The organism is Pedobacter fastidiosus, assembly GCF_014306625.1.
Classification (GTDB): Bacteria; Bacteroidota; Bacteroidia; order Sphingobacteriales; family Sphingobacteriaceae; genus Pedobacter; species Pedobacter fastidiosus.
Window position 1 is genome coordinate 52,306 of the sequence record NZ_JACRYL010000016.1, and the last position, 23,731, is coordinate 76,036.

General features: G+C 32.0%; 19 protein-coding genes. 10 read left to right on the forward strand and 9 right to left on the reverse strand.

The genetic code is table 11. The features are described from left to right. Together H7U22_RS16920 and H7U22_RS16925 are read left to right on the forward strand one after the other, a co-directional pair. Complete coding sequence (locus H7U22_RS16920) at window positions 1-3,996, forward strand: non-ribosomal peptide synthetase (RefSeq protein WP_187072525.1); 3,996 nt, start codon at window positions 1-3, stop codon at window positions 3,994-3,996. 13 nt (window positions 3,997-4,009) lie between these two features. Then, on the forward strand, window positions 4,010-4,708 hold the full coding sequence (locus H7U22_RS16925) for a 4'-phosphopantetheinyl transferase family protein (protein WP_187072526.1): 699 nt from the start codon (window positions 4,010-4,012) through the stop codon (window positions 4,706-4,708). A 3-nt stretch (window positions 4,709-4,711) separates the two neighbouring features. Here H7U22_RS16925 and H7U22_RS16930 read toward each other — a convergent pair whose 3' ends face one another. Further along, window positions 4,712-5,878 carry a glycosyltransferase family 2 protein gene (locus tag H7U22_RS16930; protein ID WP_187072527.1) on the reverse strand — a complete coding sequence of 389 codons (1,167 nt, stop codon included), beginning with the start codon at window positions 5,876-5,878 and terminating at the stop codon, window positions 4,712-4,714. 5 nt (window positions 5,879-5,883) lie between these two features. Next, entirely contained in the window at window positions 5,884-6,795 is a 912-nt protein-coding gene (locus tag H7U22_RS16935; protein WP_187072528.1) for a glycosyltransferase family 2 protein, read from the reverse strand. A gap of 264 nt (window positions 6,796-7,059) precedes the next feature. Between H7U22_RS16935 and H7U22_RS16940 the strand changes: the two genes are divergently transcribed. The 5 genes from H7U22_RS16940 to H7U22_RS16960 all read left to right on the forward strand — a co-directional run bounded on the left by H7U22_RS16940 (window position 7,060) and on the right by H7U22_RS16960 (window position 13,197). Continuing rightward, a complete protein-coding gene (locus H7U22_RS16940; protein ID WP_187072529.1) occupies window positions 7,060-8,871 on the forward strand; it encodes an ABC transporter ATP-binding protein in 1,812 nt (603 codons plus the stop codon). 2 nt (window positions 8,872-8,873) lie between these two features. Beyond that, entirely contained in the window at window positions 8,874-10,058 is a 1,185-nt protein-coding gene (locus H7U22_RS16945) for a glycosyltransferase family 4 protein (protein WP_187072530.1), read from the forward strand. Between the two features lie 14 nt (window positions 10,059-10,072). Further along, the gene (locus H7U22_RS16950; protein ID WP_187072531.1) at window positions 10,073-11,125 is read left to right on the forward strand and encodes a prenyltransferase/squalene oxidase repeat-containing protein; all 1,053 of its coding nucleotides are present in this window, start codon (window positions 10,073-10,075) and stop codon (window positions 11,123-11,125) included. A gap of 6 nt (window positions 11,126-11,131) precedes the next feature. After that, window positions 11,132-12,145, forward strand: coding sequence for a UbiA family prenyltransferase (locus H7U22_RS16955; RefSeq protein ID WP_187072532.1), 1,014 nt, complete (start codon window positions 11,132-11,134; stop codon window positions 12,143-12,145). A 74-nt stretch (window positions 12,146-12,219) separates the two neighbouring features. Beyond that, a complete protein-coding gene (locus H7U22_RS16960; protein ID WP_187072533.1) occupies window positions 12,220-13,197 on the forward strand; it encodes a glycosyltransferase family 2 protein in 978 nt (325 codons plus the stop codon). On the opposite strand, the gene H7U22_RS16965 is transcribed toward H7U22_RS16960, so the two are convergent. Genes H7U22_RS16965 through H7U22_RS16980 form a run of 4 tightly spaced genes read right to left on the reverse strand, consistent with a single transcriptional unit; the run spans window position 13,184 to window position 16,813 of the window. Next, a complete protein-coding gene (locus tag H7U22_RS16965; protein WP_187072534.1) occupies window positions 13,184-13,612 on the reverse strand; it encodes a hypothetical protein in 429 nt (142 codons plus the stop codon). The genes H7U22_RS16960 and H7U22_RS16965 overlap by 14 nt on opposite strands. A 1-nt stretch (window position 13,613) precedes the next feature. Beyond that, a complete protein-coding gene (locus H7U22_RS16970) occupies window positions 13,614-15,053 on the reverse strand; it encodes a GMC oxidoreductase (RefSeq protein ID WP_187072535.1) in 1,440 nt (479 codons plus the stop codon). 23 nt (window positions 15,054-15,076) lie between these two features. Then, window positions 15,077-16,123 (reverse strand): UbiA prenyltransferase family protein, encoded by a 1,047-nt coding sequence (locus tag H7U22_RS16975; protein WP_248284778.1) that lies wholly within the window; start codon window positions 16,121-16,123, stop codon window positions 15,077-15,079. A 12-nt stretch (window positions 16,124-16,135) separates the two neighbouring features. Next, a complete protein-coding gene (locus tag H7U22_RS16980) occupies window positions 16,136-16,813 on the reverse strand; it encodes an HAD family hydrolase (RefSeq protein ID WP_187072536.1) in 678 nt (225 codons plus the stop codon). A 63-nt stretch (window positions 16,814-16,876) separates the two neighbouring features. Between H7U22_RS16980 and H7U22_RS16985 the strand changes: the two genes are divergently transcribed. The 3 genes from H7U22_RS16985 to H7U22_RS16995 all read left to right on the forward strand — a co-directional run bounded on the left by H7U22_RS16985 (window position 16,877) and on the right by H7U22_RS16995 (window position 20,199). Beyond that, the gene (locus H7U22_RS16985) at window positions 16,877-18,502 is read left to right on the forward strand and encodes a glycosyltransferase family 39 protein (protein ID WP_187072537.1); all 1,626 of its coding nucleotides are present in this window, start codon (window positions 16,877-16,879) and stop codon (window positions 18,500-18,502) included. Window positions 18,503-18,587: 85 nt separating this feature from the next. Next, window positions 18,588-19,439, forward strand: coding sequence for a beta-1,6-N-acetylglucosaminyltransferase (locus tag H7U22_RS16990; RefSeq protein ID WP_187072538.1), 852 nt, complete (start codon window positions 18,588-18,590; stop codon window positions 19,437-19,439). Between the two features lie 31 nt (window positions 19,440-19,470). Next, complete coding sequence (locus H7U22_RS16995) at window positions 19,471-20,199, forward strand: glycosyltransferase family 2 protein (protein ID WP_187072539.1); 729 nt, start codon at window positions 19,471-19,473, stop codon at window positions 20,197-20,199. A gap of 1 nt (window position 20,200) precedes the next feature. On the opposite strand, the gene H7U22_RS17000 is transcribed toward H7U22_RS16995, so the two are convergent. The 3 genes from H7U22_RS17000 to H7U22_RS17010 all read right to left on the reverse strand — a co-directional run bounded on the left by H7U22_RS17000 (window position 20,201) and on the right by H7U22_RS17010 (window position 23,719). Beyond that, window positions 20,201-21,031, reverse strand: a complete 831-nt coding sequence (locus H7U22_RS17000; RefSeq protein ID WP_187072540.1) for a DUF707 domain-containing protein — start codon at window positions 21,029-21,031, stop codon at window positions 20,201-20,203. Window positions 21,032-21,357: 326 nt separating this feature from the next. After that, window positions 21,358-22,614 carry a glycosyltransferase family 4 protein gene (locus H7U22_RS17005; RefSeq protein WP_187072541.1) on the reverse strand — a complete coding sequence of 419 codons (1,257 nt, stop codon included), beginning with the start codon at window positions 22,612-22,614 and terminating at the stop codon, window positions 21,358-21,360. Continuing rightward, entirely contained in the window at window positions 22,601-23,719 is a 1,119-nt protein-coding gene (locus tag H7U22_RS17010; RefSeq protein ID WP_187072542.1) for a DegT/DnrJ/EryC1/StrS family aminotransferase, read from the reverse strand. The genes H7U22_RS17005 and H7U22_RS17010 overlap by 14 nt, the downstream gene beginning before the upstream one ends. Between the last annotated feature and the right edge of the window lie 12 nt (window positions 23,720-23,731).

Here is a 23,731-nt window from a genome sequence, read left to right on the forward strand (position 1 = left end):
ATGATAACTCAGGAACTTGAAACGAATTTTATTGAGGTAGATTTTGATCCATTTGAGGATAATAAAGAGATCGAAAAAATTATCAATTTAAATGAGTCTCAGAAAGAAATTTGGCTTTCTTGTATTATAGGAGGAACCCCCGCTAATTTAGCTTATAATGAATCTGTTTCACTTCAGTTGGAAGGAGAGTTAGACCTAAATACTTTTCAAAAATCGCTAGAGTATTTAACCCAACGTCATGAATCGCTCCGTGCAGGATTGAGTCAAAATGGTGAAAATCTGATCATTTATAAAAAAATTATTCCTACAATTCATTTTGAGGACTTATCCAAAAGAAATGAAGAGAATATTGATGAGATTTTAACTTCATTTATAGAAGACGAAATTAGTATTCCTTTCGATTTATATAATGATACGCTCTTCAAAATCTACATTCATAAAACGAAACAAAACACTCATCATTTTACCATAATTATTCACCATATTATTGGAGATGGATGGTCTATTGGGATTATTCTTGAAGATTTAAGCAAAATTTATAATGCACTATTAAAAGGTGAGCAACCAAAACTAGAGCCTGTTGATCAAATAAGCAAATACGCAAAAGAACAGGTTGATTTTGCAAAGACAGAAGAGTATGAAATAACCCAAAATTTTTGGGTTGATAAATATAAGGAGGATGTTCCCGTTCTTTCCTTGCCGATGGATTTTAATAGACCTTCTGTTCGAACTTATGAAGGAAAAAGAAAAGATCAATTAGTAGATTACAAACTCCAAAAAGCCATTAAAAATCTTTCTAATAAGGCTCATTGTAGCGTTGTAACCACTTTAATTACCCTTTTTGAAGTATATTTATACCACAGATCCGGTCAAGAAGATATTATTTTAGGCTTACCGGCTGCCGGCCAACTGGCAACAGAAAATTTGAACCTTGTAGGCCACTGTGTAAACTTGCTTCCTTTAAGGAGTAAAATTATTCCTGAGTTACCATTTTTAGATTACTTAAAAATAAGAAAAAATGAAATTTACGATGTTTATGAACATCAAAAGCTAACCTTTAGTGAGTTATTAAAAAAAATCGCCTCTAAAAGAGATCGGGCTAATATTCCATTGGTACCTGTTGTTTTCAACGTAGATATGGCTATGGATGAACGAGTTAAATTTGATGGTCTTAATCATAAAATTTTCTCTAATCCAAGAGTTTGCCAAACATTCGAAATTTCTTTAAACGTAAATGGATCGAAGGAAGCAATGATATTTGAGTGGGCTTATAACACACAACTCTTTTCATCAGAAACGATTGATGAAATGATGTTTGAGTTTACAGCTTTAATTGAGAAAGTAACATCTGATGATCAAGTTTTAATAGGCAATGCGATAACAAGATCAAATCCATTTCCTACTGTTACACCTAATTTTGTCGATTATCCAAAAGATAAAAATTTTGTCGATTTATTTGAGGAACAAGCTCAACTAAATCCTAATAAAATCGCTTTAAGGTTTGAAGAAAGCGATTTATCATACAAATTTTTAGACGAAAAAGCCAATCAACTCGCAAATTATTTAACAGCACAAAACATTGGTAAAAATTCTTTAGTGCCTATATGCTTACAGCCATCATTAGAAATGGTTATTGCAATTATTGGAATTTTAAAGGCAGGCGCTGCATACGTTCCTATTGATCCAGATTACCCAATTAATAGAATCAAATATTTAATAGAAGAATGTAAAAGCACTATTTTAGTTAGTGATTTATTTAATTTATCAAAATTTGAAAATTCAATACAAGCCAATATTATTGCTTTAAATAACTCGAAAAGCGGAGTTTGGAAAGAGAAAAAAACCTTTGAAAAAGCAACTGTTGAAGCCAATAGTTTGGTTTATGTAATTTATACTTCAGGATCTACCGGAAATCCAAAGGGCGTTATGATCAGTCATAAATCATTAAGCGACTACCTTTTTGGGTTAAGCAACAAACTTCCATTATTACGTAATTGTAAAAGTTATGCCCTTGGCTCGGCAATATCTACTGATTTAGGAAATACAACATTATATAGCGCACTATCATTAGGTGCAGAACTTCACTTATTTGCAAAAGATAGATTTAATGATGTAAGCTATATTCATGATTATTTTAAAAAGTATAGCATAGACTTTTTAAAAATAGTTCCATCGCACTGGAAATATCTGATGTTTGGGAAACAGCCACTATTACCAAATAAGGCGCTAATGTTTGGTGGAGAATCCTTACCAGAAGAATTTATTAATTTAATTAAGCAGGCAAAAAATACCTGTGAAATAATAAATCATTATGGCCCAACAGAGACAACAATTGGTAAACTGCTTCATATTGTTGATCAAACTAAAGATTACAATGGTTCTGTTCCAATTGGTCAACCCTTCTCTAATACATCCGTTTATGTGTTAAATAGCGCTATGAAATATTCTCCTGTAGGTGTTCCTGGAGAATTATATATTGGTGGTGATGGCGTTGCAGAAGGGTATTTAAATAATTTAGAGTTAACAAATAAATCCTTCGTTCATAATCCGTTTTCAGAAAACCAGCACAAAAAAATATATAAAACTGGAGATTTGGTTAAATGGCTTGATAATGGTCATATTCAATATTTAGGACGGATAGATGAACAAGTAAAAATTAGGGGAAATAGAATTGAATTAGGAGAAATTCAAAATATTTTACAAAAATACCCAGATGTGAAACAGTCTGCAGTTATTGTTGATGAAACAGACGTAGATAATAAACAACTTATTGCATACATAGTTAGCGAAAGTGAGCTTGATAAAGAAAAAATTATCCAGTTTTTAAGAAGCCAGCTACCGGAATATATGATTCCCCGTACTTTGGTTAAGGTTGATAAAATTCCACTCACATCAAACGGTAAAATAGATAGAAAGCTACTTCCCTCGCCCACTTTAATTGACTTACATACCGAAAATAATTTTGTGGCTCCGCAAAATGGCATACAAGAATTGATTTCTAAAATATGGTCTGAACACTTGGGAATAAATGAGATCAGTATTAAAGATGATTTTTTTGAGCTTGGTGGGCACTCTATGATTGCGATCAAAGTAATGATTGAGATTGAAAAGCAAACAGGCAAACGCCTTCCTCTTGCAAGTTTATTTGATCATCCAACAATAGAAAAAATTTCTACCCAATTAAATCCGAGTGAAGGTAAAAGATGGGATTCTTTAGTGCCAATAAAAACTACAGGGACTAAAAACCCCGTTTATCTTATTCATGGTGGTGGTTTAAATGTTTTGGTATTTAGATCAATGTCTAAATACTTAGATGCAGAACAACCCGTTTATGCGTTGCAAGCTTTAGGTTTGAACGGAGAAACAACACTTTATTATACAATTGAAGAAATAGCGAACAAATACATCTCCGAAATTTTGGAACAAAATCCAGATGGACCATATTTAATTGCGGGGTATTCATTAGGCGGAAAAATTGCTTACGAAATGGCAAATCAATTGCTAAAAATGGGTAAGAAAATTGAAATGCTCGGGATATTTGATACTTACAACCCCACTTCAAAAACTGGACTAAATAAAATAGCTCTTAAAATAATGAGGCAGTTGAAGAAAATTCCTTTTATGCTAAATAGATTAACTACTGAACCTAAAGAGACATTAGATTATCAATATTTAATAGCAAAAAATAAAATAAAAAATAAATTTACAACTAGCGTTGCCAAAGAAGATGTATTTACTCATGATCCAGAAATTATTCGAAGTTATGATGTTGCCTATGATAGTTATAGAATTAAACCAATTGATTTAGAAGTTGATTTGTTTAGGGTTAAGAAAAGAATTTACTTTCTAGATGATCCCATTTACTTAGGATGGAAAGATTATGCCAAACAGGGTATCAATATTCACGAAGTTCCCGGAGACCATAAAACATTTCTTTTCCCACCAAATGATAAGGAATTTGCAGAAATTTTACAGAAAACATTAGATTCAAAATAGGTATTGATCTCAAATGCATCAGCCCTTAATCGACCATATTATTTGGAGAAAATTCAGCAAAGAAGAAGATTTAAATTCTAAGGAAACTCATGTTTTCAGCATTCTTATTGATAAATATTTTGAGGAAATACAAGATTATAAATCCATTTTAAGCATCGAAGAATTAGCTAAAAGCGAAAAATATCAGCACTATAACTCCAAGATAACCTACATCACCAGCAGATATTTTATTCGAAAAACATTATGCCTATTTACCAATGAAACTGATCCATCAAGGATTCGTTTTCATTATAAGGAAAATAAAAAGCTTGCTGTAGATGATATTGAATTTAACATTTCGCACAGTGGAAATATTTTATTGGTTGCAATAAATACATCAACAATTGGGGTTGATGTTGAATTAATTAAGAAAGATTTCGATTTTGATCCGATATTAGAAACCTGCTTTAATTTGAATGAAATTAAGGTAATTAACCAATCTGAAGATAAGTTATTGAGATTCTATAATCTTTGGACAAGAAAGGAAGCTTTACTAAAAGCAACTGGAGAAGGTTTGGTTGATAACCTCTCGGAAATAGCTTGTCTGCTCAATCCTATCTCTAGAAATGGCTTAGATTATCAAATCCAAAGTTTTATTATTGATCAGAATTATATTGCCTCTTTGGCCGTACTTAGCCATTCGAATTTAAGCGTTAACTATTGGCGATACTAAAATTTATTTTCTTTTTGATTTTTCCCAAGCTGCACTCTGATTCTTTTTAAGATATCTAATAATTCCTGCCACTACAGCATAATTCATTACACAGAAGTAATAAGGAATAAAAAATGCCTTAATTTTAATGTTTCTTCTTTCGAAGAATAACCCCAAAAGGCTTAGCAAGTAAAATGCAACCTGCGCAAACAATAATACTTGGTAGAAGAATATACTAGTTTGAGCAACAATTAAAATATTTAGTACAAAAGCCAGCACCAGTAAAAACGGTGTAATTGTCCACCTTAAAACCCTATGCGAGATATATTGAAAAGTAAGTAAAGGGTAATTAAAAGGATTGGCGGCCTTTTTTAACCTAAAAATAGATTGAATCCCACCTGCAGCTATTCTAATTTTCCTTTTTAGTTCCTCCTTTGTGTCTGCTGAAGCAGTTTCCATTGCATAAGCCTCTGGCTCATAAGCAATAATATATCCATTCTCAGCAATTCGCATTGCAATCATATGATCATCAATTATTGTATCACTTTCCACAGGCTGATAAAGTGCTGTTCTAATGCTGAATAACTCGCCTGCTGCACCAACATTCGAATATAATTCGTAATCCCATTTTTTAAGCATTGATTCATATTTCCAATAAAAACCTTCGCCAGCAGAACTTGCATCAGCTTTTTCATCAACCAGAATTCTTTTTTCGCCTGCTACCGCTCCTACTTTTTCGTTTTGATAATGTTTAACTAATTCTTTAATGGCTGTTTTATTTAAGAAAGTATTTGCATCTGTAAAAATCATAATCTCCCCAGTTGCAAACGGAATTGCTCGCTTAATAGCCGCCATTTTCCCCGTACGTTCATTGTTATGCAACAACAAAACTTCGGTATATGGCCTAATCAATTCTGGTGTTTGATCAGTCGAACCATCTGTAATAAAAACAATCTGAATCTTATCTGTAGGATAATCAAGGATCAGGGTATTTTTAATTTTTTCCAAAATTATGCCTTCCTCATTCCAAGCTGCAATCAATAAAGTTACCGTTGGTAAATTTTCACTGTATTGAAATTTAACAGGTTTTTTGAATATTCTTTTAATTCGAATGATTAAATAGAGCAAAAAGCCATACCCAACAAATGTGTAAACAATTAAAAAAAGTGCAATCCAGAGCGCTATGATCATCTATATTAAATTTTAAAACCTAAATTTTTACTGTTTTTTGAGTTAGTGAAATTCCAGAATAATCCTTTGTAAATATATTTTATAAGATCCTTTCTGCCTTTGGATAAATAGGAAAGTGTATCTCTACTACAAACCATTAATATATAATACAAACTGAAGCACGTCGTATTTAATAAACCTGTGTTGCGCCTTATAAAAAGCATTCTGTTCCGTGTCATAAAGTAAGTTTTAATCTTACTTTCTTTACCAACACTCATAGATTCTTTATGGTAAATTTTGCTTTTCCCTGTAAACCAGATTTTTTTTCCTTGTTTTTTAAACTTCTCACACCAATCTAATTCTTCGTAATAGAGAAAAAATTCTTCTGCCATTAAGCCAACAGCTTCCAAATCAGCCCTTCTACACATCATAGCAGCCCCGTGGCAGTATCCAGTTTCTCTACTGTCTTGATCATATTGACCATTGTTCATCTGCATATTACCAATGCCCTCATTTCTACAAGTTAGATAGTTCATTTCTGAAAAACCCGCATACTGAATCGTTTTGGGTTGATCAAAATATAAAATTAAAGGAGAAATTAAACCAATTTCGGGGTTGGCTTCCATTTCATTTACTAAAACATCAATCAGGTTTTCGGTAATTTCTGTATCGTTATTTAGTAATAAAAGATACTTACCAGTGGCCGCTTTAATGCCTAAGTTATTTCCACCGGCAAAGCCTAAGTTTTTATCAGATCGCATATAAATCAGTTCAGGGTAAATCTGTTTATATTCCTTTTCATGCTCTATCAAACTTCCATTATCGACAAAAATAACCTCTATTGGGGATTTGAAATTAGACAGTTTTATCGATTCCAAAAAATCGATATTTACCTGATACTGATTGAAATTTACTGTAATAATTGAAACGGGATTCATTTTGAAGTAAAAGTAATGAATCTTGGCTACAATATTATAAAACTAATAAAATCACGCTAAAATTATTAGAGAATATTCGCAATAACTCTAAAAAAGGAATAAGATAAATAAATTACTAAAAAAATTAAAACACAAGTTGATCTTTAAGTTAATACCTGATTATTTCTTAATTTTTTAGCCTAAAATATTTACCTTTATGGTGTTGTAATTTGTTTAATTAAACAACATCTCCTATTGTATTATACTGTATCTCAAAAACCCTAAATGATCAACACTTTTAGCGAAAAAGTAAAAAAACTAACAACAAATCTCAATCTAAAAAAAACTCTTCTTTTAGTTTTAAAAGCAGCAAAAGGTTGGCTTATTTTTTCGGTTGTAATGATCTTGGCCGAAACAATTTTATTTCTAGGCTCCATATATGCGCTCAAAATATTAGTCGATAAAATATCGCATATCAATTTTTCAGATAAAAATTCTGACAGAGATGTTATAAAATATGTTGTTATAGCAGCTGTATTAGCCATTGGCTATGCAATTGCTAAAGCTATTTCAGCTTACATAACTGAGATACAAGCAACTCGAGTTGCACATTATATTGATGAAAAAATACATTTAACAGCCATTTCTCTAGAACTTTCCTATTTTGAAAGTCCAGATTATTATGATGTTTTAAGCAGGGCAAAAGAAGCAGGTTCTGATCGGCCAAACTTAGTGATTACAACTATGCTAGAAATCGCTAAGAACATATTAAACCTAGCCGCAGTTGGCTCTCTAATTTTTACTATAAACTGGGTACTTCTTCCTCTATTAGTTGTATTTGTTTTGCCTACTCTTTTTGTTAGGATATATTTTGCCAACAAACAAAATTTATGGAGAATAAAACACACACCTTTAGAAAGAAAATCTGCGTACTTAAGTAATTTACTTACATCAGATGTATCTGCGAAAGAAATAAGGGCTTTTGGTTTAGGCGATTATCTAAACAATCTTTACAAAAAAATTCGTGTCGAGGTTTTTCAGCAAAATCTTAAATTATCATATAAAAGAACATTAAGTGAAATTGTGACAACCTCAATGGCTAGTATGGGTTTCTTCGCTTGTATTGGATATATAGCTGTTGGAACCGTTAGAGGTACAACAAGCGTTGGCGATATTGTACTTTTTCTAGTCATATTTCCTCAATCTTTTACACTGATTCAAAATATTTCTTCAGGTATCTCCATTCTTTATCACAACAATATTTTTATCAACAGCATATTCGAACTGTTCGATTTAAAAACTGAGGAAACAGCTCTTAACAGCTCTAAGGCAATGGTAGAAAGTCAGGATTTAGATTTAGAACTGAGAAATGTATCCTTTACCTACCCGCATTCTAATAAGCCTACTTTAACCAATATAGATTTAAAAATTCCTGCTGGTAAAATTATAGCGATTGTGGGATTAAATGGAGCAGGTAAATCAACTTTGATTAAGCTTTTATGCAAATTATACAAACCAAATTTAGGAGAAATAACCCTAGGTGAAGTTAATATTAATGAACTTGATGATGCAGATTACCGAAACCAGGTAAGTCCAGTATTCCAAGATTTTTCAAAGTATAATGTTAGTGCAGAGGATAACATCCGATTCGGGAATATTTCAAAACCCTATTCAGAAGAAGACATTGTCGATGCATCTAAAAAATCTGGAGCACACAGTTTTGTGGAAGAATTTCCCAATCAATATAAAACTATGATGGGTCGTTTATTTGAAGATGGCCATGAGGTAAGCATTGGTCAATGGCAAAAACTTGCAATTGCCCGGGCATTGTTTAGCTCGGCAAGAATATTGATTTTTGATGAGGCTACAAGTGCATTGGATGCTGTTGCAGAAAAAGAACTTTATGATTCTTTCCGAAAAAGAATAAGTAATAGAAGTGCCGTTATTATTAGCCATAGGCATTCGGCTATAAAACATGCCGATTATATTTACGTACTATCTGGAGGTACAATACTGCAACATGGAACAGATGAAGAACTGCTAAATATGGAAGGTGATTATGCAAAGCTGTTTAAAACACCAAACCCTTCGATTTAATTATGGCTGAAAATAAAAAAAAATTAGCGATAATAACCTGTTGCTTTGACGATTGGGGAGGAAGCGAAGAGTTGTGGGCAAAAAGCATTCCCTATCTTTTAGATAATGGAATTTCGAATATAACAGTTTACAAGAATGAAATCAATAAAGATCATCCTGAATTTATTAAACTGATTGATAGAAATATAGTCTTAAAAGAATTATGGCCTCAAACCAGTTTATCAAAATCTGTTTACTTAAAACTTACCGATTTAATTTATCAGTTTAGTGGAAAGTTAAAAATCAATCGCTACCAGCCAAATCGTGTTGCAAACCAACTGGCTAAACATTTAAAGAAAAACAAACCCGGGTTTGCCATTATTTCTCAAGGAATAAATTTTGATGGTTTAGCCTATGCTTATGAATGCCTAAAATTAAATATCCCCTATATTATAGTTTGCCATAAAGCTGTAGATTTTTATTGGCCTGCCGAAAGTGATCGTAACTTTATGCGAGAAACTTTATTAAAGGCAAAAAAATGTCTCTTCGTTTCACAACACAATCTAAATTTAACCGAGGAACAATTTGGAATTAGATTAACAAATAGTGATCTAGTTATTAATCCCGTAAAGGTTGAAATAAATCCTCAACCCTATCCAGATATTTCTAAAGGCTTTAAGCTGGCTTGCATTGGTCGTTTGTTTGTAATTGATAAAGGGCAGGATATTTTACTGAGAATTTTAAATCAACCAAAGTGGAGAGAGAGAAATATTTCAGTCTCGTTTATAGGCAAAGGACCAGATAAGGATGGGATTTCGGAAATGGCTAAACTATTAAATATTCAAAATATTTCTTTCGGAGGGTTTAATGGAGATTTAAAAGAAATTTGGAACCATCACCATGCGTTAATTTTGCCATCTAGAAGTGAGGGCTTACCCCTAACAATAATCGAGGCAATGTCTTTAGGTAGGGTATCAATCGTTACCAATGCCGGAGGAAATGCTGAGGTACTGGAAGAAGGAATTACTGGTTTTATTGGTGAGTGCAACGAAAAAGATTTTGAAGAGGCTATGGAAAGAGCTTGGAAAAAGAGAGATGAATGGGAAACAATGGGCCTAAAATCTGCGGAATATATAAGCAAAACCTTACCCAAAAAACCAGAGAAAATATTCGCCGATTTAGTTACAGAAACTTTAAATAGCAAATAGCTAAAAATCAATAAATGGAGAAAACTGGTAATGATTTGATTGGTAAAATTGATGATGCAATTGAAAAAGGTATAGATTACCTGTATGAACATCAATTTCCTAACGGAGAATTTTGTTGCTATTACGCTCCAGATGATGAAATGCAAGAATGGTGCGTTCCAGATAGCACTGTCTTTCCATCAGCGTTAATAGCATGTTGCTTGTTAAAAATCAAAGATTTGCCTAAAGTAAAAAAGATATTAGGCCTAACTACAGGTTTTTTGCAATATCAAATGATGCGTGGAGGGGTTTGGAGTTATTACACAAAATGGAATCCATTGTTTAAATATTCCCCTGCGGATTTAGATGATACCGCAATTGTTTCTTATGCACTGAGAGATCTAGGCATCAATTTTCCTGATAACTCAAAAATTTTTAGCGGAAGTAGAAATAGTAAAGGACTTTTTTATACTTGGATTGTTTTAAGACCATCTCTAAACAAAGACCTAAATTATTGGAAAGTAACTGGAAGAGAGCTGAAAAGACCAATAGATTCCCTCGCGTTTTGGTCTCGACATGAAGTTAAGCGAAATGATGTAGATGCAATTGTTAATGCGAACATATTATTTTATTTGGGTTTAAACGAAATAACAAAGCCAATAATTAACTACTTAATAGAGATAATTAATAATAACGATGAAGAAACAACAGATAAATGGTATAAAAATCCCTTTGCATTTTATTACTTCGTTTCCAGAAACTATTTAACCATAAAAGAATTAGAGCCGGTTAGAGACAAAATAATTTCGAAAATTTACAAATTAAAAAATACAGATGGAGGATTTGGCAATAATGCATTTGAAAACGCTTTAGCTATATCAACTTTAATTAATTTAAAGCATATCGATTTGCATTTAGAAAAGGCTGTTTGTACTTTATTAAATATGCAATCTAAATCAGGCTATTGGAAAAGACATATATTTTATTACTCAGGCCCTTCCAAGGTAGTTGGCTGGGGATCGGAAGAAATAATTACCGCTCACTGCATTGAGGCATTAGTAAGTTATAGAAATGCAACTTTAATTTAAAAACTTATGAATTTATTAAAGTTTACCAGATATGGCGAATGGTGGGAATATAAACTGGTACCACTTTTATTCGTTGGTTATGCCACAGTAACTTTTAATGGCTATCCAATAGAAAAAGTAGGACTACAAATCCTTTTTTTATTGGGCGCAATTGTTGTAGGCGCAATTTATGTAAGCGTAATAAATGATATAACGGATATAAAAGAGGATGAAATTGCCGGCAAAAACAACCGAATGGCCAAAGTTCCCCCTTTCTGGAGAGCTATTATTTTAGCTATATGTATTTTGCTTGGTTTCATTTTTGGCTACTTAATATATCCTGATGTAATTTCTTTAACCTTTTATATTCTTGCTTATTTAGTTTTTACTCTCTATTCTGTTCCTCCAATTAGGCTAAAAAAAAGAGGTTTCTTGGGTCCGATGTGCGATGCAATGGGCGCACACTTTTTCCCATCATTGCTTATTACAACAAATCTGATCTTTTTTTGCAAATCTGATCTCGATATGATTTGGATCTCCGCAATAGGAATTTGGTCTTTATCTTATGGATTGCGTGGCATTCTATGGCATCAATATTTCGATAGAGAAAACGATATCTTATCAAATACAAAAACTTTTGCTGTAGCAATTATGCCAGAGAATTTTAAAACTCAAGAAAGAATCATTTTAACAATAGAAATTATAGCATTGATTACCATATTATCTTATATTTTCAATATTTGGATCTTCTTAGCAATAATTTCCTATTGTGTACTGGTTTTTATAAGAAAATTGGCTTTTAAATACAAAATCTGCATCATTATTTGTCCTGTTTCTGAGCCTTACGAATTACTAATGAACGATTTTTATTTAGTTTTTGCACCAATTTCACTACTTTTAGCCCAAGCCATAAATAACCCATATGCTTGGCTCATTTTTTGCTTACATCTTATTTTATTCCATCAAAAATTAATTTTATTCCTAAAAGATTTTCGCTATTTTATTAGAATGATCATTAGAAAATATCCCTCTAATAGTTAGCATCTAAGCAATCAAATTATGAAATACAAGCAATACATAAATACTTAAGCGCATCCAAACTTTCATCCTCCCTAATGATCATCCCATCCAATTTAGTTACCGTTATTATTCCCACTTACAACAGAGCCGATAAGTTACCTGATGCAATTGAAAGCGTTATAAATCAAACTCACCCATATGTTCAAATCTTAATTATAGATGATGGTTCTACTGATCATACGGTAGAAATTTTAAAAAGATATCCTACCGTCGAATACTATTATAAAAAAAATGGTGGTCAGGCGTCTGCCAGAAACTTAGGCTTTAAACATTCTAAAGGCTCTATTATTGCAACGCTTGATTCTGATGACATCTGGTATCCTGATTTTTTGCGTCGTTGTGTAGAAAAACTTGAAGCAGAAAATCTTGATTTTGTTTTCACTAACTGGGATCAACAAACTACTGATGGAAAAGTTATAGATTTTTTAAGGAACGATGATTCATTAATTCCATACAATAATAAAGTTAAAAATGATTGGGTAAACTTGGAAAGTGACGAACTAAGGGAACTTTATATCGATACCTGTCCGTCTCCTTCTTCCTCCGTAATTATGAGAAAATCATCTATAATTTCCGGATGGGACGAAAGAATACATATTGGAGATGATTGGTGCCTTTATCTGGAAACTATTTTATCTAAAAAAAGCAGTGTTGCTTATACTTTAGATCGGCTTTGGCTAAAAAGGTTAGATCAGATAAATGTATATGACGGACGGAAGAGAAGTGAAATATTGGAATTTTTATACATTGCTGATTTAGAAATTAAAATAGAAAAATTTAAAAACGTTCTTAGAAAAAATGAACTTAGAATTTTTCAAAAACGCTATATGGTAAGCTTGGTAGAACTTGCAAAGCATAATTTTCTTCGCGAATTCGAGTTTGCTCATGCCATTAAATTATTGAGAAGATCTTTTAAATTAGATGTTGTGTACACTTTTAAAGCAATGCCAATCGTTTTTATGAAATCATTTAGAACTAAAATTATAGATAAGTTTAAAGCTAAGCGTTCTTAATTTCTATAGGTGGATGTAAGGTATAGGCAAAGGGGTTAGGTACGGGGCTTTTATAAGGGCTATATAAACCTAAATAGCTAACCATTTTACTTTCGTCCATTTTATTAATAAAGAAATCGCTCGATAGAAGGTAGTATTTAATAAGCTCTAAAATTTGATCTGAACTTTTCCAGCTCACATTTAAATAATACATGGCCTTCCACTTTACCCTATCCATAAGATTATTCGTTCCATCGAAGCGATCATCTACATATTTTGCTACGCTTCCGGGCTCCAATTTTAAGTAACTTAATTCCCTTTCAATAAATAAAACTGCATAATTTTTTATTGTCCCAGAAACAAAAAATACCGATGCGGGTATTGCAACTCCTCCAACTGCAACGCCAGATAATATTAAAAACTTTCTTCTGTTCATATTAAAACACTTTATCGGCAGCAAATAACGACATGGCAGAAAGGGTTAATGTTGGATTTGAAGCACTATATGTTGTAAATGCGCCAGCGCCTAAAACAAATAAATTTCTATATTGATGATGCACCATATGCTTATCTACCACGCCTGATGCAGAATCTTTACTCATTCTAGTTCCCCCAATTATGTGTCCTTCATTTGGAAAAGGATCTAAGAACTTAAGCTTTTCTACTGGTAAGCAAGATAAAATATCAGGCAGTTTTTTCTTCATATTCTCTAATGCTTTTAGTGTATAATCAGATCGTTTTGTATGAAAAACATCAGGCACCAACTTATTAGATGTGTTTTTAACATAATTATTATCCAGTGGGATGTCTTCAAACAATAAACGGAAGCTGGCTATATTTAAATATTTTCCTCTCTCCAAACGAATATAATATGGTGCGTTGCTCACTTCCATTAAACATGCAGCAAAATCTTTTCTATGTGCGCCATCATAAAGCATATAACCATTGGCATTTACCCATGTACTTCCTCCTGCATTACTCATATTATCCAAATAGATCAGTACCTGCACGCCTAATTGTTCTCCTACACCTTTCCCTACAAATGGATTTTTATCCCCGGCATTTTGTAAAATATTAGAATTAAAAAATGGATTAGCGCCCAAAACGATAACCTCGCCACCAATACTTTGCTCTTTCCCATCTTGAATAAAGTGCACTTTCTTTACAACATCGCCAGATAATTCTAAACTATAAACTTGTGCGCCATAAACCAACTCCACTCGGTCATCTTCGTAAACACCAAGATTTGAATTTTCTATTGTAAATTTCGCATTAACAGGGCAAGTATCACAAGTACTCGAAGTCATGCATCTGTTTCTTCCAACAGTACTTCTACTGGCTCTTGCCGTGGGTTGACTGATATATTTGTTCCCGTATGTTTTATGGAGAATCTTATCTACTATACTAAATTCATGTGCGGGTAATGGATATTTTCCCACTCTTGGAAATGGTGTTCCTTCAGGACCGGAAACATGCATTAATTCTTCGGCTTCGTAATAGTAAGGGTCTAAATCATTATAATCAATCGGCCAATCTTCACCAACGCCGTAAAGTGTTTTCATTTTAAAATCAGAAGGCATAAACCTTGGTGTACAGCCCCACCAGCAGTTTGAACAGCCACCCAAGCCAGTTGTAAATGGCCACTTCTTGTATGGACTATTATTATTTATAGCCTTTTCCCAGGGCTCTTCATACTTTTCATAATCGGTATGTTCTTTTCTTTTTGCCTTCAGTCTTTCTTCATGTGGATAAAAATGTCCTCTCTCTAAAACAAGAATCTTTTGATCACGCTTTGCTTTTGATAGATATTTCTTTAAAAAAAAACTTGAAGCGAAGCCCGTACCTACTACAACTAAATCATAATAATCTCTTTTCATTTGCTCTTAACCACGCTTATTAATTAATAATTGTTTGCATTTTTCAAAAACCAATGTAACCATGGAATGTCAATAAACATTAAGCCACAAAGTAAAATGGTGAAAAGAACTAAGTATAACATAAACCACTTTCTGGTATATAATTTTTCTGATCCTTGTACTGGCGAATCATTAAGTAAGCCAATTCTTAAATACCACGAAAACAACAATGCAAAAAACGGGAAGCTAATTAAAAGCTCAATTCTATCTTTCACTAAAAATATCCCCATAAAAAAAGCGCAGGTTATCGCATAAAAAAACATCGATACGAGTAAACTATTTTCCGTGTAAATTTTAAAAGATTTTCGGTAAAGGCCAGCTAGGTGGGGGTTGTCTATTAACCTAAATTCTGCAAATCTTTTGGTTGCCATAAGGAAAGCTCCACCCATCCAATAAGCCAAGATTATGCTAACGGGAGGAAAAGTATTTATCCAATTCAAATCCCACTTACTATTTGGAATCCCTAAAGCCGGGCTGAAGATAAACCAGCCTGCGGCAAATCTTATTGGATTATTAACAGACTCGCTTAAAACATCTAAAAAAACTCGGTCTTTACTTCTAAAGGGTTTTACATTATAAATGATGCCCATTATTAACAAGAGCGATGCAATTGCAAGAAATTTAATTGAAACCATAAAGGCTAACGATAGCCCTATTATAGCCAAAACGGTGTACTCGCTGTAAACAATTTTTGGGTTTATAATTGTAATTACGGATGAGCGATTATTCTTTAGTGGGTGATATTTATCAAAGCCCGCGTCGAGATATTCGTTAATAACATAATTAGCAGATGCGATTAAACAGATACTAATAACACCAATAAAAACCTTAAAAATCAAATCTAATGTAAAAGGCGTATGAAATACAGATAAGGCAAAAAGCATACCTGGAAACATAAATAAATTTTTAACCCAGTTATCTGGTCTGGCAATTGCAATATATTCTTTAAGAGACGCAGGGCGCATCTCTCTAGCGGATGAGGTATCCTCTGATGAAAATGTATCATCAGACAACGTGAATTTATCTGTCATAATAGGGATGACCTAACTTACGTTAAGCAAAGTTTTTGAGAGAGATTTATAAAAATTATTAGCTTGTGGTTTATCAATTAATAAAAAAGGAACACCAGCAATTTCAGCACATCTACCGTCTAACTCCTGGCGATCTCCTATAAATATACAATTTGTTTTATTTTTTATCGCTAAAGCCGAAAAGATATAATTTAATCCATTTGGCAATGGCTTCATTGCGTTTATGTTTTCATCAGTAGAACTTACTAGAAGGTCTGCTTTTAAACCCATACTTTGCATTTTTAAACCAGCATCATAATCCGAATAAATAGCGATCAGAATGTTATTTTTTTTTAATTCTTTAAAAAATGTGTCAACATCAGGATATATACAATCTTTTAAATATTTATTAGGAAAATTAAATATCCATTTTTCAATAACAGCCTTTATTTTTTTTACTGAATAGTTTGTTTTTTTAGCACACCATACAAACTGTTCGTTTTGTAAATCTACAATTTCCTCTCCCGCCCTTTTCTCTCGTTCTTTTCTGAAATGATATAAAATTAAGAGTTCGCTAAATTTCCATGGCCTTAAAAAGTAATAAGATAGCAAGGCGAGCAACATCTTACTTCTTAATTTAGATTGATCATAAAGCGTTCCATCAACATCAAAAATGACTAATTCTAAATTTTCAGTAATAGGATTTATCAAAGCAATTATTTATAAGGTAAAATTATTAAAAAATCCGATATTGCAAACAGTTAATCCCAATAAATGCGTACAACTCTCAAGGCTTTTTTGTTTAAAAATCAGCGCCTTAATGTCCTTTTGGTAATCTTTATTTTGCTAGGCTTTGCCATTAGGTTATTTCATTTTTTTTATAACCGTTCTTTATGGATGGATGAAGTATATCTTTCATCAAGTTTAATAAAAATGAATTATAGCCAGTTAATTACAGGCCCATTAGATTATCAGCAAAAAGCACCAATTGGCTTTTTATTATTTGTAAAGTTTTTTGTAAATCTATTCGGAAAAAATGAAATATCGCTTAGGTTATTTCCTCTTATCTGTGGTTTTCTTTCAACGATTTTATTTGTTCCAATTGCTAAATATTTTTTAAAAGATATTCCCGCAATTCTAGCGGTTGGGATTTTGTGTTTATCACCAGCAATAATATATCATAGTGTAGAAATAAAACAATATTCTACCGAACTTTTAGGTACCATTTTATGCTTTAACTTTCTAATAAAATATAAAGATCGAAATGAGATTAAAGATTTGTTTACGTGGGGTATTTTAGGCTCAATAATTCTTTGGTTTTCTTACTCTTCAATATTTATTCTTGCTGGATTTGGAATTGGCCTAAGCCTTATTTATCTAATCAAAAAAGAGTGGAAAATATTTTTTGTAAGCCTAATCCCATTCTCACTTTGGTTGCTAAGTTTTGTTTTAAATTACTTCTTATTTACCCATAAGCATGCAGAGTCGCAATGGATTGCTTATTGGTTTAGAGCCTATCAAAATTTTATGCCTTTTCCACCTAAATCAGTTGAAGACGTAAAATGGTTCGCCACAAATCTTTACAGAATGATGGATTATCCTTTAGGTTTACTGTGGAATTTCAGCGGTGTTTCCTCACATCAAGCTTTAAATATGGTCTTAAAAATGCCCTTTCTGCCAATTATTTTATTTGGTTTAGGGATATTCGCATTTTTTAAAAGGAATGCTTCCAAGTCAGTAATTTTGTTATTTCCCATTGTTTTGATGTTCTTAGCTTCTGGGATTGAATTATATCCGCTTACAGAACGATTTTGGGTTTTTATATCGCCCGTATTTATAATTTTTATAGCATCAGGCTTAAGTTTTATTACAGATAAATTCAAATTAAGATTTACATCTTTTCTATTATTTATACTGTTACTAATAGGTCCATTAACAGGTGCAATATCTAGCGTCATTTATCCTGAAAATTTTTACAGCCACAAAAAATCATTTCAAAGAGAATCACTTCAATTTATTAATGAAAGATATAAAATCAACGATGCTGTTTATATCTACTGGAATGATTTACCTGGTTATAAATTATACAAGAAAATGTATAATTTCCGGTTTACCGCAATTGAAGGAACAGACTTAAGACTTGCCTCAACAGGTTTTGTTGACTATTATCAAAAACTAAATGTCGATTTTAATAAATTCTCAAACAATAAGCGAGTTTGGGTGGTTTACAATACACAGTTTTTAACTGATATTGGAGATAAAATAGATGAACCTAAATGGTATTATGAAAAAAAATCTACTCCAACCCAACATCTAATTAATGAGTTTTTAAAAACATATAAGCCCATAAAAATATACCGTAGCAAAGATGTAACCGTATATTTGCTTGAGCGTAAATAAAAGATAAAATAATATAATTTTATTCTAATTTTATATGTTAGTAATATCTCTAAATTTTCAATTATAAATCATCCCAAATAATCATATGCGCATTGCACATATAATAATGGTTCACAAAAACCCTGATCAGTTATTAAGATTAATAAAGAGATTGGAACACCCAAAAACAGATATTTTTATACATGTTGACGCAAAAGTTCCAATTGAAAATTTTAGTATAATAAGGGATTTGAAGAATGTTTATTTTATAAAAAACAGAGTAAAATGTAATTGGGGAGGCAATAGCCTATCAAGAGGTATTATAGCTGCGCTAGAAGAAGTTGCAAACCAAAGTGTAAAATATGATTTTATAAATCTACTTAGTGCACAAGATTATCCTTTAAATAATGCCGAAAGCATTTATAATTATCTATCATTGCATGTTGGAACTAATTTTATCTCCTATGAAGAATCAAATGAATCAGAATGGTGGGTATCTGCAAGATCTAGATTCGAGAAATATCATTTAACAGATTTTAATTTTAAATGGAAGTATTTTTTTGAAAGAATTTTAAATAAAGTAGCACCAAAAAGAAAATTCCCAGTGGAGATGCAGCTTTATGGAGGAAGCAAATCTACATGGTGGACTATTAATGGCGAATGCGCTGTGGAAATAACCGACAATATTGCCAAGGATAGAAAATTAAAAACATTTTTAAAATATTGTTGGGGTACAGATGAATTTGTAATTCCATCATTAATAATGAATTCTAAATACAAGAATAAAACAATCAATAATAATCTTAGATATATAGATTGGTCTGAAGGAAATGCACACCCAAAGTTACTAACAACAGAAGATTTCGAGCGCTTAAAAAACTCTGATAACCTTTTTGCTAGAAAATTCGACTCTGATCAAGATTCCAAGATATTAGATATGATTGATGACAAGGGATAAGCCCTAGAATTAGAGGAAAACGAATATTAAGATGAAGATAAGCATTTTAACACCAAGCTATAACTCTGGTAAATATTTAAAAAGAGCAATAGATAGTGTAATTAATCAGGGTTTCAAAAACTACGAGTATATTATTGCTGATGGTAACTCTACCGATAATACAAAAGATATTGTAAAGAATTATTCGTTCATAAATTTTATTTCAGAACCAGATCATGGTCAATCCGACGCCATGAATAAAGCATTTGCAAGAAGTACCGGAGATATTATTGTTTATCTAAATGCAGATGATGAATTTTTGCCTAACGCCTTCGAAAATATTATCAGCGCTTTTAAAGCCAATCCGGATACCGATATGGTTGTTGGAGATTTGCTTTTTAAAACAGAAACAGAAACACTAAGAAGAGTTCCATCACACCAATACAATAAGATCCTTTTATATTGGTTAAATCTATTTCCAAATAACCCTGTAAGTTATTTCTATAAAAGAAAAGTGCAAGAAACCATTGGCAAATTCCCAATAGATGAGCACTATGCTATGGATATGTGGTTTTTATTAAAAGCCTATAAAAACTTCAAGATAACTAAGATTAATGAAATTTTAGGTATTTTCCATTCTGATGGAGCAAACAAAACCGCTACAATAGATGCAGGTTATCATCTTCATAAAACGGCTAAAGCGCATCTTAAAGATGATAACCCAATAATGACACCATATTTTTATTCCAAACTTTTTATCAATAGGTTTCTAAAAAAGTAGGTTAAGATTTAAGCTTAAGTCTTGATAAAATGTTATAATCATTAACCTTCCTCTTTAATAGAACAAAATTTTCTTTTATAAAATTTTGCAGGCTGTATAACTTATCATTGTTAATGTGATGCAAAACTAATCTCCCGTATTCTATATAATTGTGAAGCTTCGCACCATATTTCGATGTTATTTCCCGCCACTCTACATAAGGATCTACACCCAATTTAGTGTATAATTCGCCACCGCCTACAGGCAAAGTATGCTTCATTTCAACTGAGTCAAAAACAATCATTTTGTCTTCTGCATAGTTTAATATCTTCGACCAAACCGAATCAAGACCCCAGCTAGAAAGCGTACCGGTAAAACTTGGTAAACATTTAACCAAAGCTTCTTTACTAAATAACGGAGCCATAACTTCAATCTGTCCTACATATCTCAAATAACAGTTGTCTTGTCTTTTAAACATTGGCCAACTACAAAATGAATCATGAGATAAAGCAGCCTGTGAAATACTAGAATTAAATGTTTTGCTTAGCTCAAACATTTTATTAATACCTACTGTGTCAATGTCAATATCATCATCAAGAAAATAAAAATGATCATATTCTTCTAGCAATTCAGGTTTTACATTCACCAAAAGATTATGTAACATCATGTATTTAAAATCTTTTAGATGATAAAATAGATCTATATTTTTGTACAAATCAGGGTTATCAATATTTTCATGGTAGAAAAGCAGACACAAATCAAAGTCTCTTATTTCTTCATTTTTTAGCCAGCTACTTTTAAATAAATGGGATTTATTCCCACAAGGAGCTATGACAATATTCTTACTTTTCATTCAGGGACGAATTGTTGTTAGGGGTGTTAATTATTAAACAAGGATTTTTGTATAAATGTTTGTTTTGGTAGATATTTTATAGGAGATGATGAACGCAAATAGAAATAATGGTTAACGCTTTTTATATATCATTTATGCTACACAATAATAATCATTTGAAACAATATAATAATCGAATTTCAATAATTTAACACTTATCATAATTTTTCATTAAAAACACTTAAAAATTGGGCAAAAAACCTCTAAATAGCTTGTCTAAATTATGAAAAAAGCTACTTTATTAATGATGTACAAAGTCAACTAAAGCTGAAATACATAAAACTTAATTAAACTCTATTAATTTTAAAGTTCGAAGAAAAGGTTTTACGGATTACATAAAGATTTTTAAATACTTTATTAATTTCGATAAGAGCTGTGTTTGATGTATTAAAATCATCGTCTTGCCCCTGAAGTGTTTCTATACTCTCGCTTAGGTAGTAGTGCTCCATAGCTTTAAATATTTCATCATAATTTAAAGGATTTACATACATAGGATAATCCCCCAAACTTTCTCTATGCCCCTCTAAATCTGAACATATAACCTTACAACCCAATGCACGAGCCTCTAAAAGAGGCATGTTTGTTGGACCCAAAAGTGTCGGCATTACTAAACTAATTGAGTTTTTATATGCACTAAACAATTCTTCGTTACTGATAAAACCACAAAAAATAACGCTGTTTTCTATTTCGTAATACTTAACCACTTCAATAATATAGTCTAAGTTACCCTTATCACTGCCAGAAAAAATAAGCTTAAGCTCAGGATATTTTTTATGCAGTAATAAAAAAGCTCTAATTAGGTTATAGTGATTTTTATGCGCCCAAAATTGAGCAGGATACATAAAAAACTTGTTTTTGGTCAATCCAAATTTGTCCAGAAAAACTTGTTGCTCTGTTTTACTCACATTTAAACCAACAATATGCCCAGCAAACATTGGAACTACAAAAACTCGATTAGTATTAATATTTTTATATTTACATAGCTCTTGCTTTCCAGCTTCAGATTCGCATATTATCGCAAAAGCTTTTTCTAAATATTTTTGGTAGTAATCTTCTCTAAACTCAAATTCTCCATCATTGGTAACTTCAGGAAAAGAGAACATACTTTTATGGCCAATGTCCCAGTGGGTAGTAACAGTTGGATAATTTAAATCTTTAAAAAAGGGAGTTAAAGCATAAATTAAATCGATATTATTTTCAGCAAGTTTGGACTTAACCTCTTGATTAAACCTCTTATTATATGAAATTTGAATTTGAGAAACTATAGAAAAAAGATTGATTATCTTAAATTTAGATAATGTGTGGAGTATGCTTAGAATTTTATATTTCTTTTTAACAATTTCGGTAATGTTAAAACAAAAGGTATTTGTTGGGCTTCCAATAATAGAGTCTGCATCAAAAGCTACGAAAACGAACTCTAATCCATCTTCAAAATTAAAGTTAGCAATCCCATCAACCAACGTACTATAATAAGAAAATTTCCCCCCCTCTTCCTTCTTATAGTTTTCTAGAATAACGCCAACTCGAAGTTTATTTGAATACATTTTTTATAACTGCTACAACCCTAAATAATTCCTCATTTGTAATGCCTAATCCTGATGGCAAATAAAATCCATTTCTAGCCATTTTTTCTCCAACAGGATAACTTTCACCACTAAACAGCCCCATTTTTTCAAAAACAGGTTGCTCATGCATACACCAAAAAAATGGACGGGTTGCTATTTTATTTTTACTCAAAGCATCAACTATCTTTTCCTTTTCAAGCGGAGAAGGAGCCAGCATTCCAAATACCCAATAAATATTATCTGCATAGGCAGTTTTAACAGTTGGCAATTGAAAACCTTTTGATTCTAAGAAGGCAAGGTTTTCGTGATAGAACTTCCCAATTTCCCTTTTTCTTATTAAAAATGCATCAATTTGTTCTAATTGAGCTACCCCAAGTGCGGCTTGAAGATTCGTCATGCGATAATTCCATCCAATTTCATGATGTACAAATCTGGGGCCATCTGGCTCAAAACAAAGATTTCTTAATTTTTTACATCTTTCCGAAAGGTCTGTATTATTAGTTAAAATCATGCCTCCCTCGCCTGTTGTAATGTGCTTATTTGGATAAAAACTAAAAATACTTATATCGCCAAAAGATCCGCATTTTTGCCCATTATAGGTTTGTCCATGCATTTCAGCCGCATCCTCTATAATTTTTAAGTTGTATTTCTTCGCCAGATCGAGAATAGGATTTAAATCTACAGGCAAACCGTAGATATGAACAATCAAAATTGCTTTGGTTTTGCTCGTTATTTTTTTCTCAATTGCCTGTACATCCATATTCCAAGTAAGTGGATCATTATCCACAAGTACTGGGATGGCGTCTACCGTAACCAAGGATTGTGCTGGAGAGATTATTGTGAAACTTGGCATTATTACTTCATCACCTTTAGTAATTCCTAAGGCTTTAATGGCAACATCTAAAGCAGCAGAACCATTGCTAACAGCTATTCCGTAGGCCATTCCAATATATTTGGAAAATTCGTCTTCAAATCTTGAAATAAATGGCCCCTCACTGCTAATCCAGCCAGTTTCTATACATTCTGTGAGGTATTTTAATTCATTACCATTTAATAAGGGAACGTTAACAGGTATGAAATTCATTTAAGTAAGTTA

Bases quoted from the DNA above. Each gene is read 5' to 3' on its own strand.
- H7U22_RS16920 (WP_187072525.1), top strand. From the start codon at position 1: ATGATAACTCAGGAACTTGAAACGAATTTTATTGAGGTAGATTTTGAT.
- H7U22_RS16925 (WP_187072526.1), top strand. From the start codon at position 4,010: ATGCATCAGCCCTTAATCGACCATATTATTTGGAGAAAATTCAGCAAA.
- H7U22_RS16930 (WP_187072527.1), bottom strand. From the start codon at position 5,878: ATGATCATAGCGCTCTGGATTGCACTTTTTTTAATTGTTTACACATTT.
- H7U22_RS16935 (WP_187072528.1), bottom strand. From the start codon at position 6,795: ATGAATCCCGTTTCAATTATTACAGTAAATTTCAATCAGTATCAGGTA.
- H7U22_RS16940 (WP_187072529.1), top strand. From the start codon at position 7,060: ATGATCAACACTTTTAGCGAAAAAGTAAAAAAACTAACAACAAATCTC.
- H7U22_RS16945 (WP_187072530.1), top strand. From the start codon at position 8,874: ATGGCTGAAAATAAAAAAAAATTAGCGATAATAACCTGTTGCTTTGAC.
- H7U22_RS16950 (WP_187072531.1), top strand. From the start codon at position 10,073: ATGGAGAAAACTGGTAATGATTTGATTGGTAAAATTGATGATGCAATT.
- H7U22_RS16955 (WP_187072532.1), top strand. From the start codon at position 11,132: ATGAATTTATTAAAGTTTACCAGATATGGCGAATGGTGGGAATATAAA.
- H7U22_RS16960 (WP_187072533.1), top strand. From the start codon at position 12,220: ATGATCATCCCATCCAATTTAGTTACCGTTATTATTCCCACTTACAAC.
- H7U22_RS16965 (WP_187072534.1), bottom strand. From the start codon at position 13,612: ATGAACAGAAGAAAGTTTTTAATATTATCTGGCGTTGCAGTTGGAGGA.
- H7U22_RS16970 (WP_187072535.1), bottom strand. From the start codon at position 15,053: ATGAAAAGAGATTATTATGATTTAGTTGTAGTAGGTACGGGCTTCGCT.
- H7U22_RS16975 (WP_248284778.1), bottom strand. From the start codon at position 16,123: ATGACAGATAAATTCACGTTGTCTGATGATACATTTTCATCAGAGGAT.
- H7U22_RS16985 (WP_187072537.1), top strand. From the start codon at position 16,877: ATGCGTACAACTCTCAAGGCTTTTTTGTTTAAAAATCAGCGCCTTAAT.
- H7U22_RS16990 (WP_187072538.1), top strand. From the start codon at position 18,588: ATGCGCATTGCACATATAATAATGGTTCACAAAAACCCTGATCAGTTA.
- H7U22_RS16995 (WP_187072539.1), top strand. From the start codon at position 19,471: ATGAAGATAAGCATTTTAACACCAAGCTATAACTCTGGTAAATATTTA.
- H7U22_RS17000 (WP_187072540.1), bottom strand. From the start codon at position 21,031: ATGAAAAGTAAGAATATTGTCATAGCTCCTTGTGGGAATAAATCCCAT.
- H7U22_RS17005 (WP_187072541.1), bottom strand. From the start codon at position 22,614: ATGTATTCAAATAAACTTCGAGTTGGCGTTATTCTAGAAAACTATAAG.
- H7U22_RS17010 (WP_187072542.1), bottom strand. From the start codon at position 23,719: ATGAATTTCATACCTGTTAACGTTCCCTTATTAAATGGTAATGAATTA.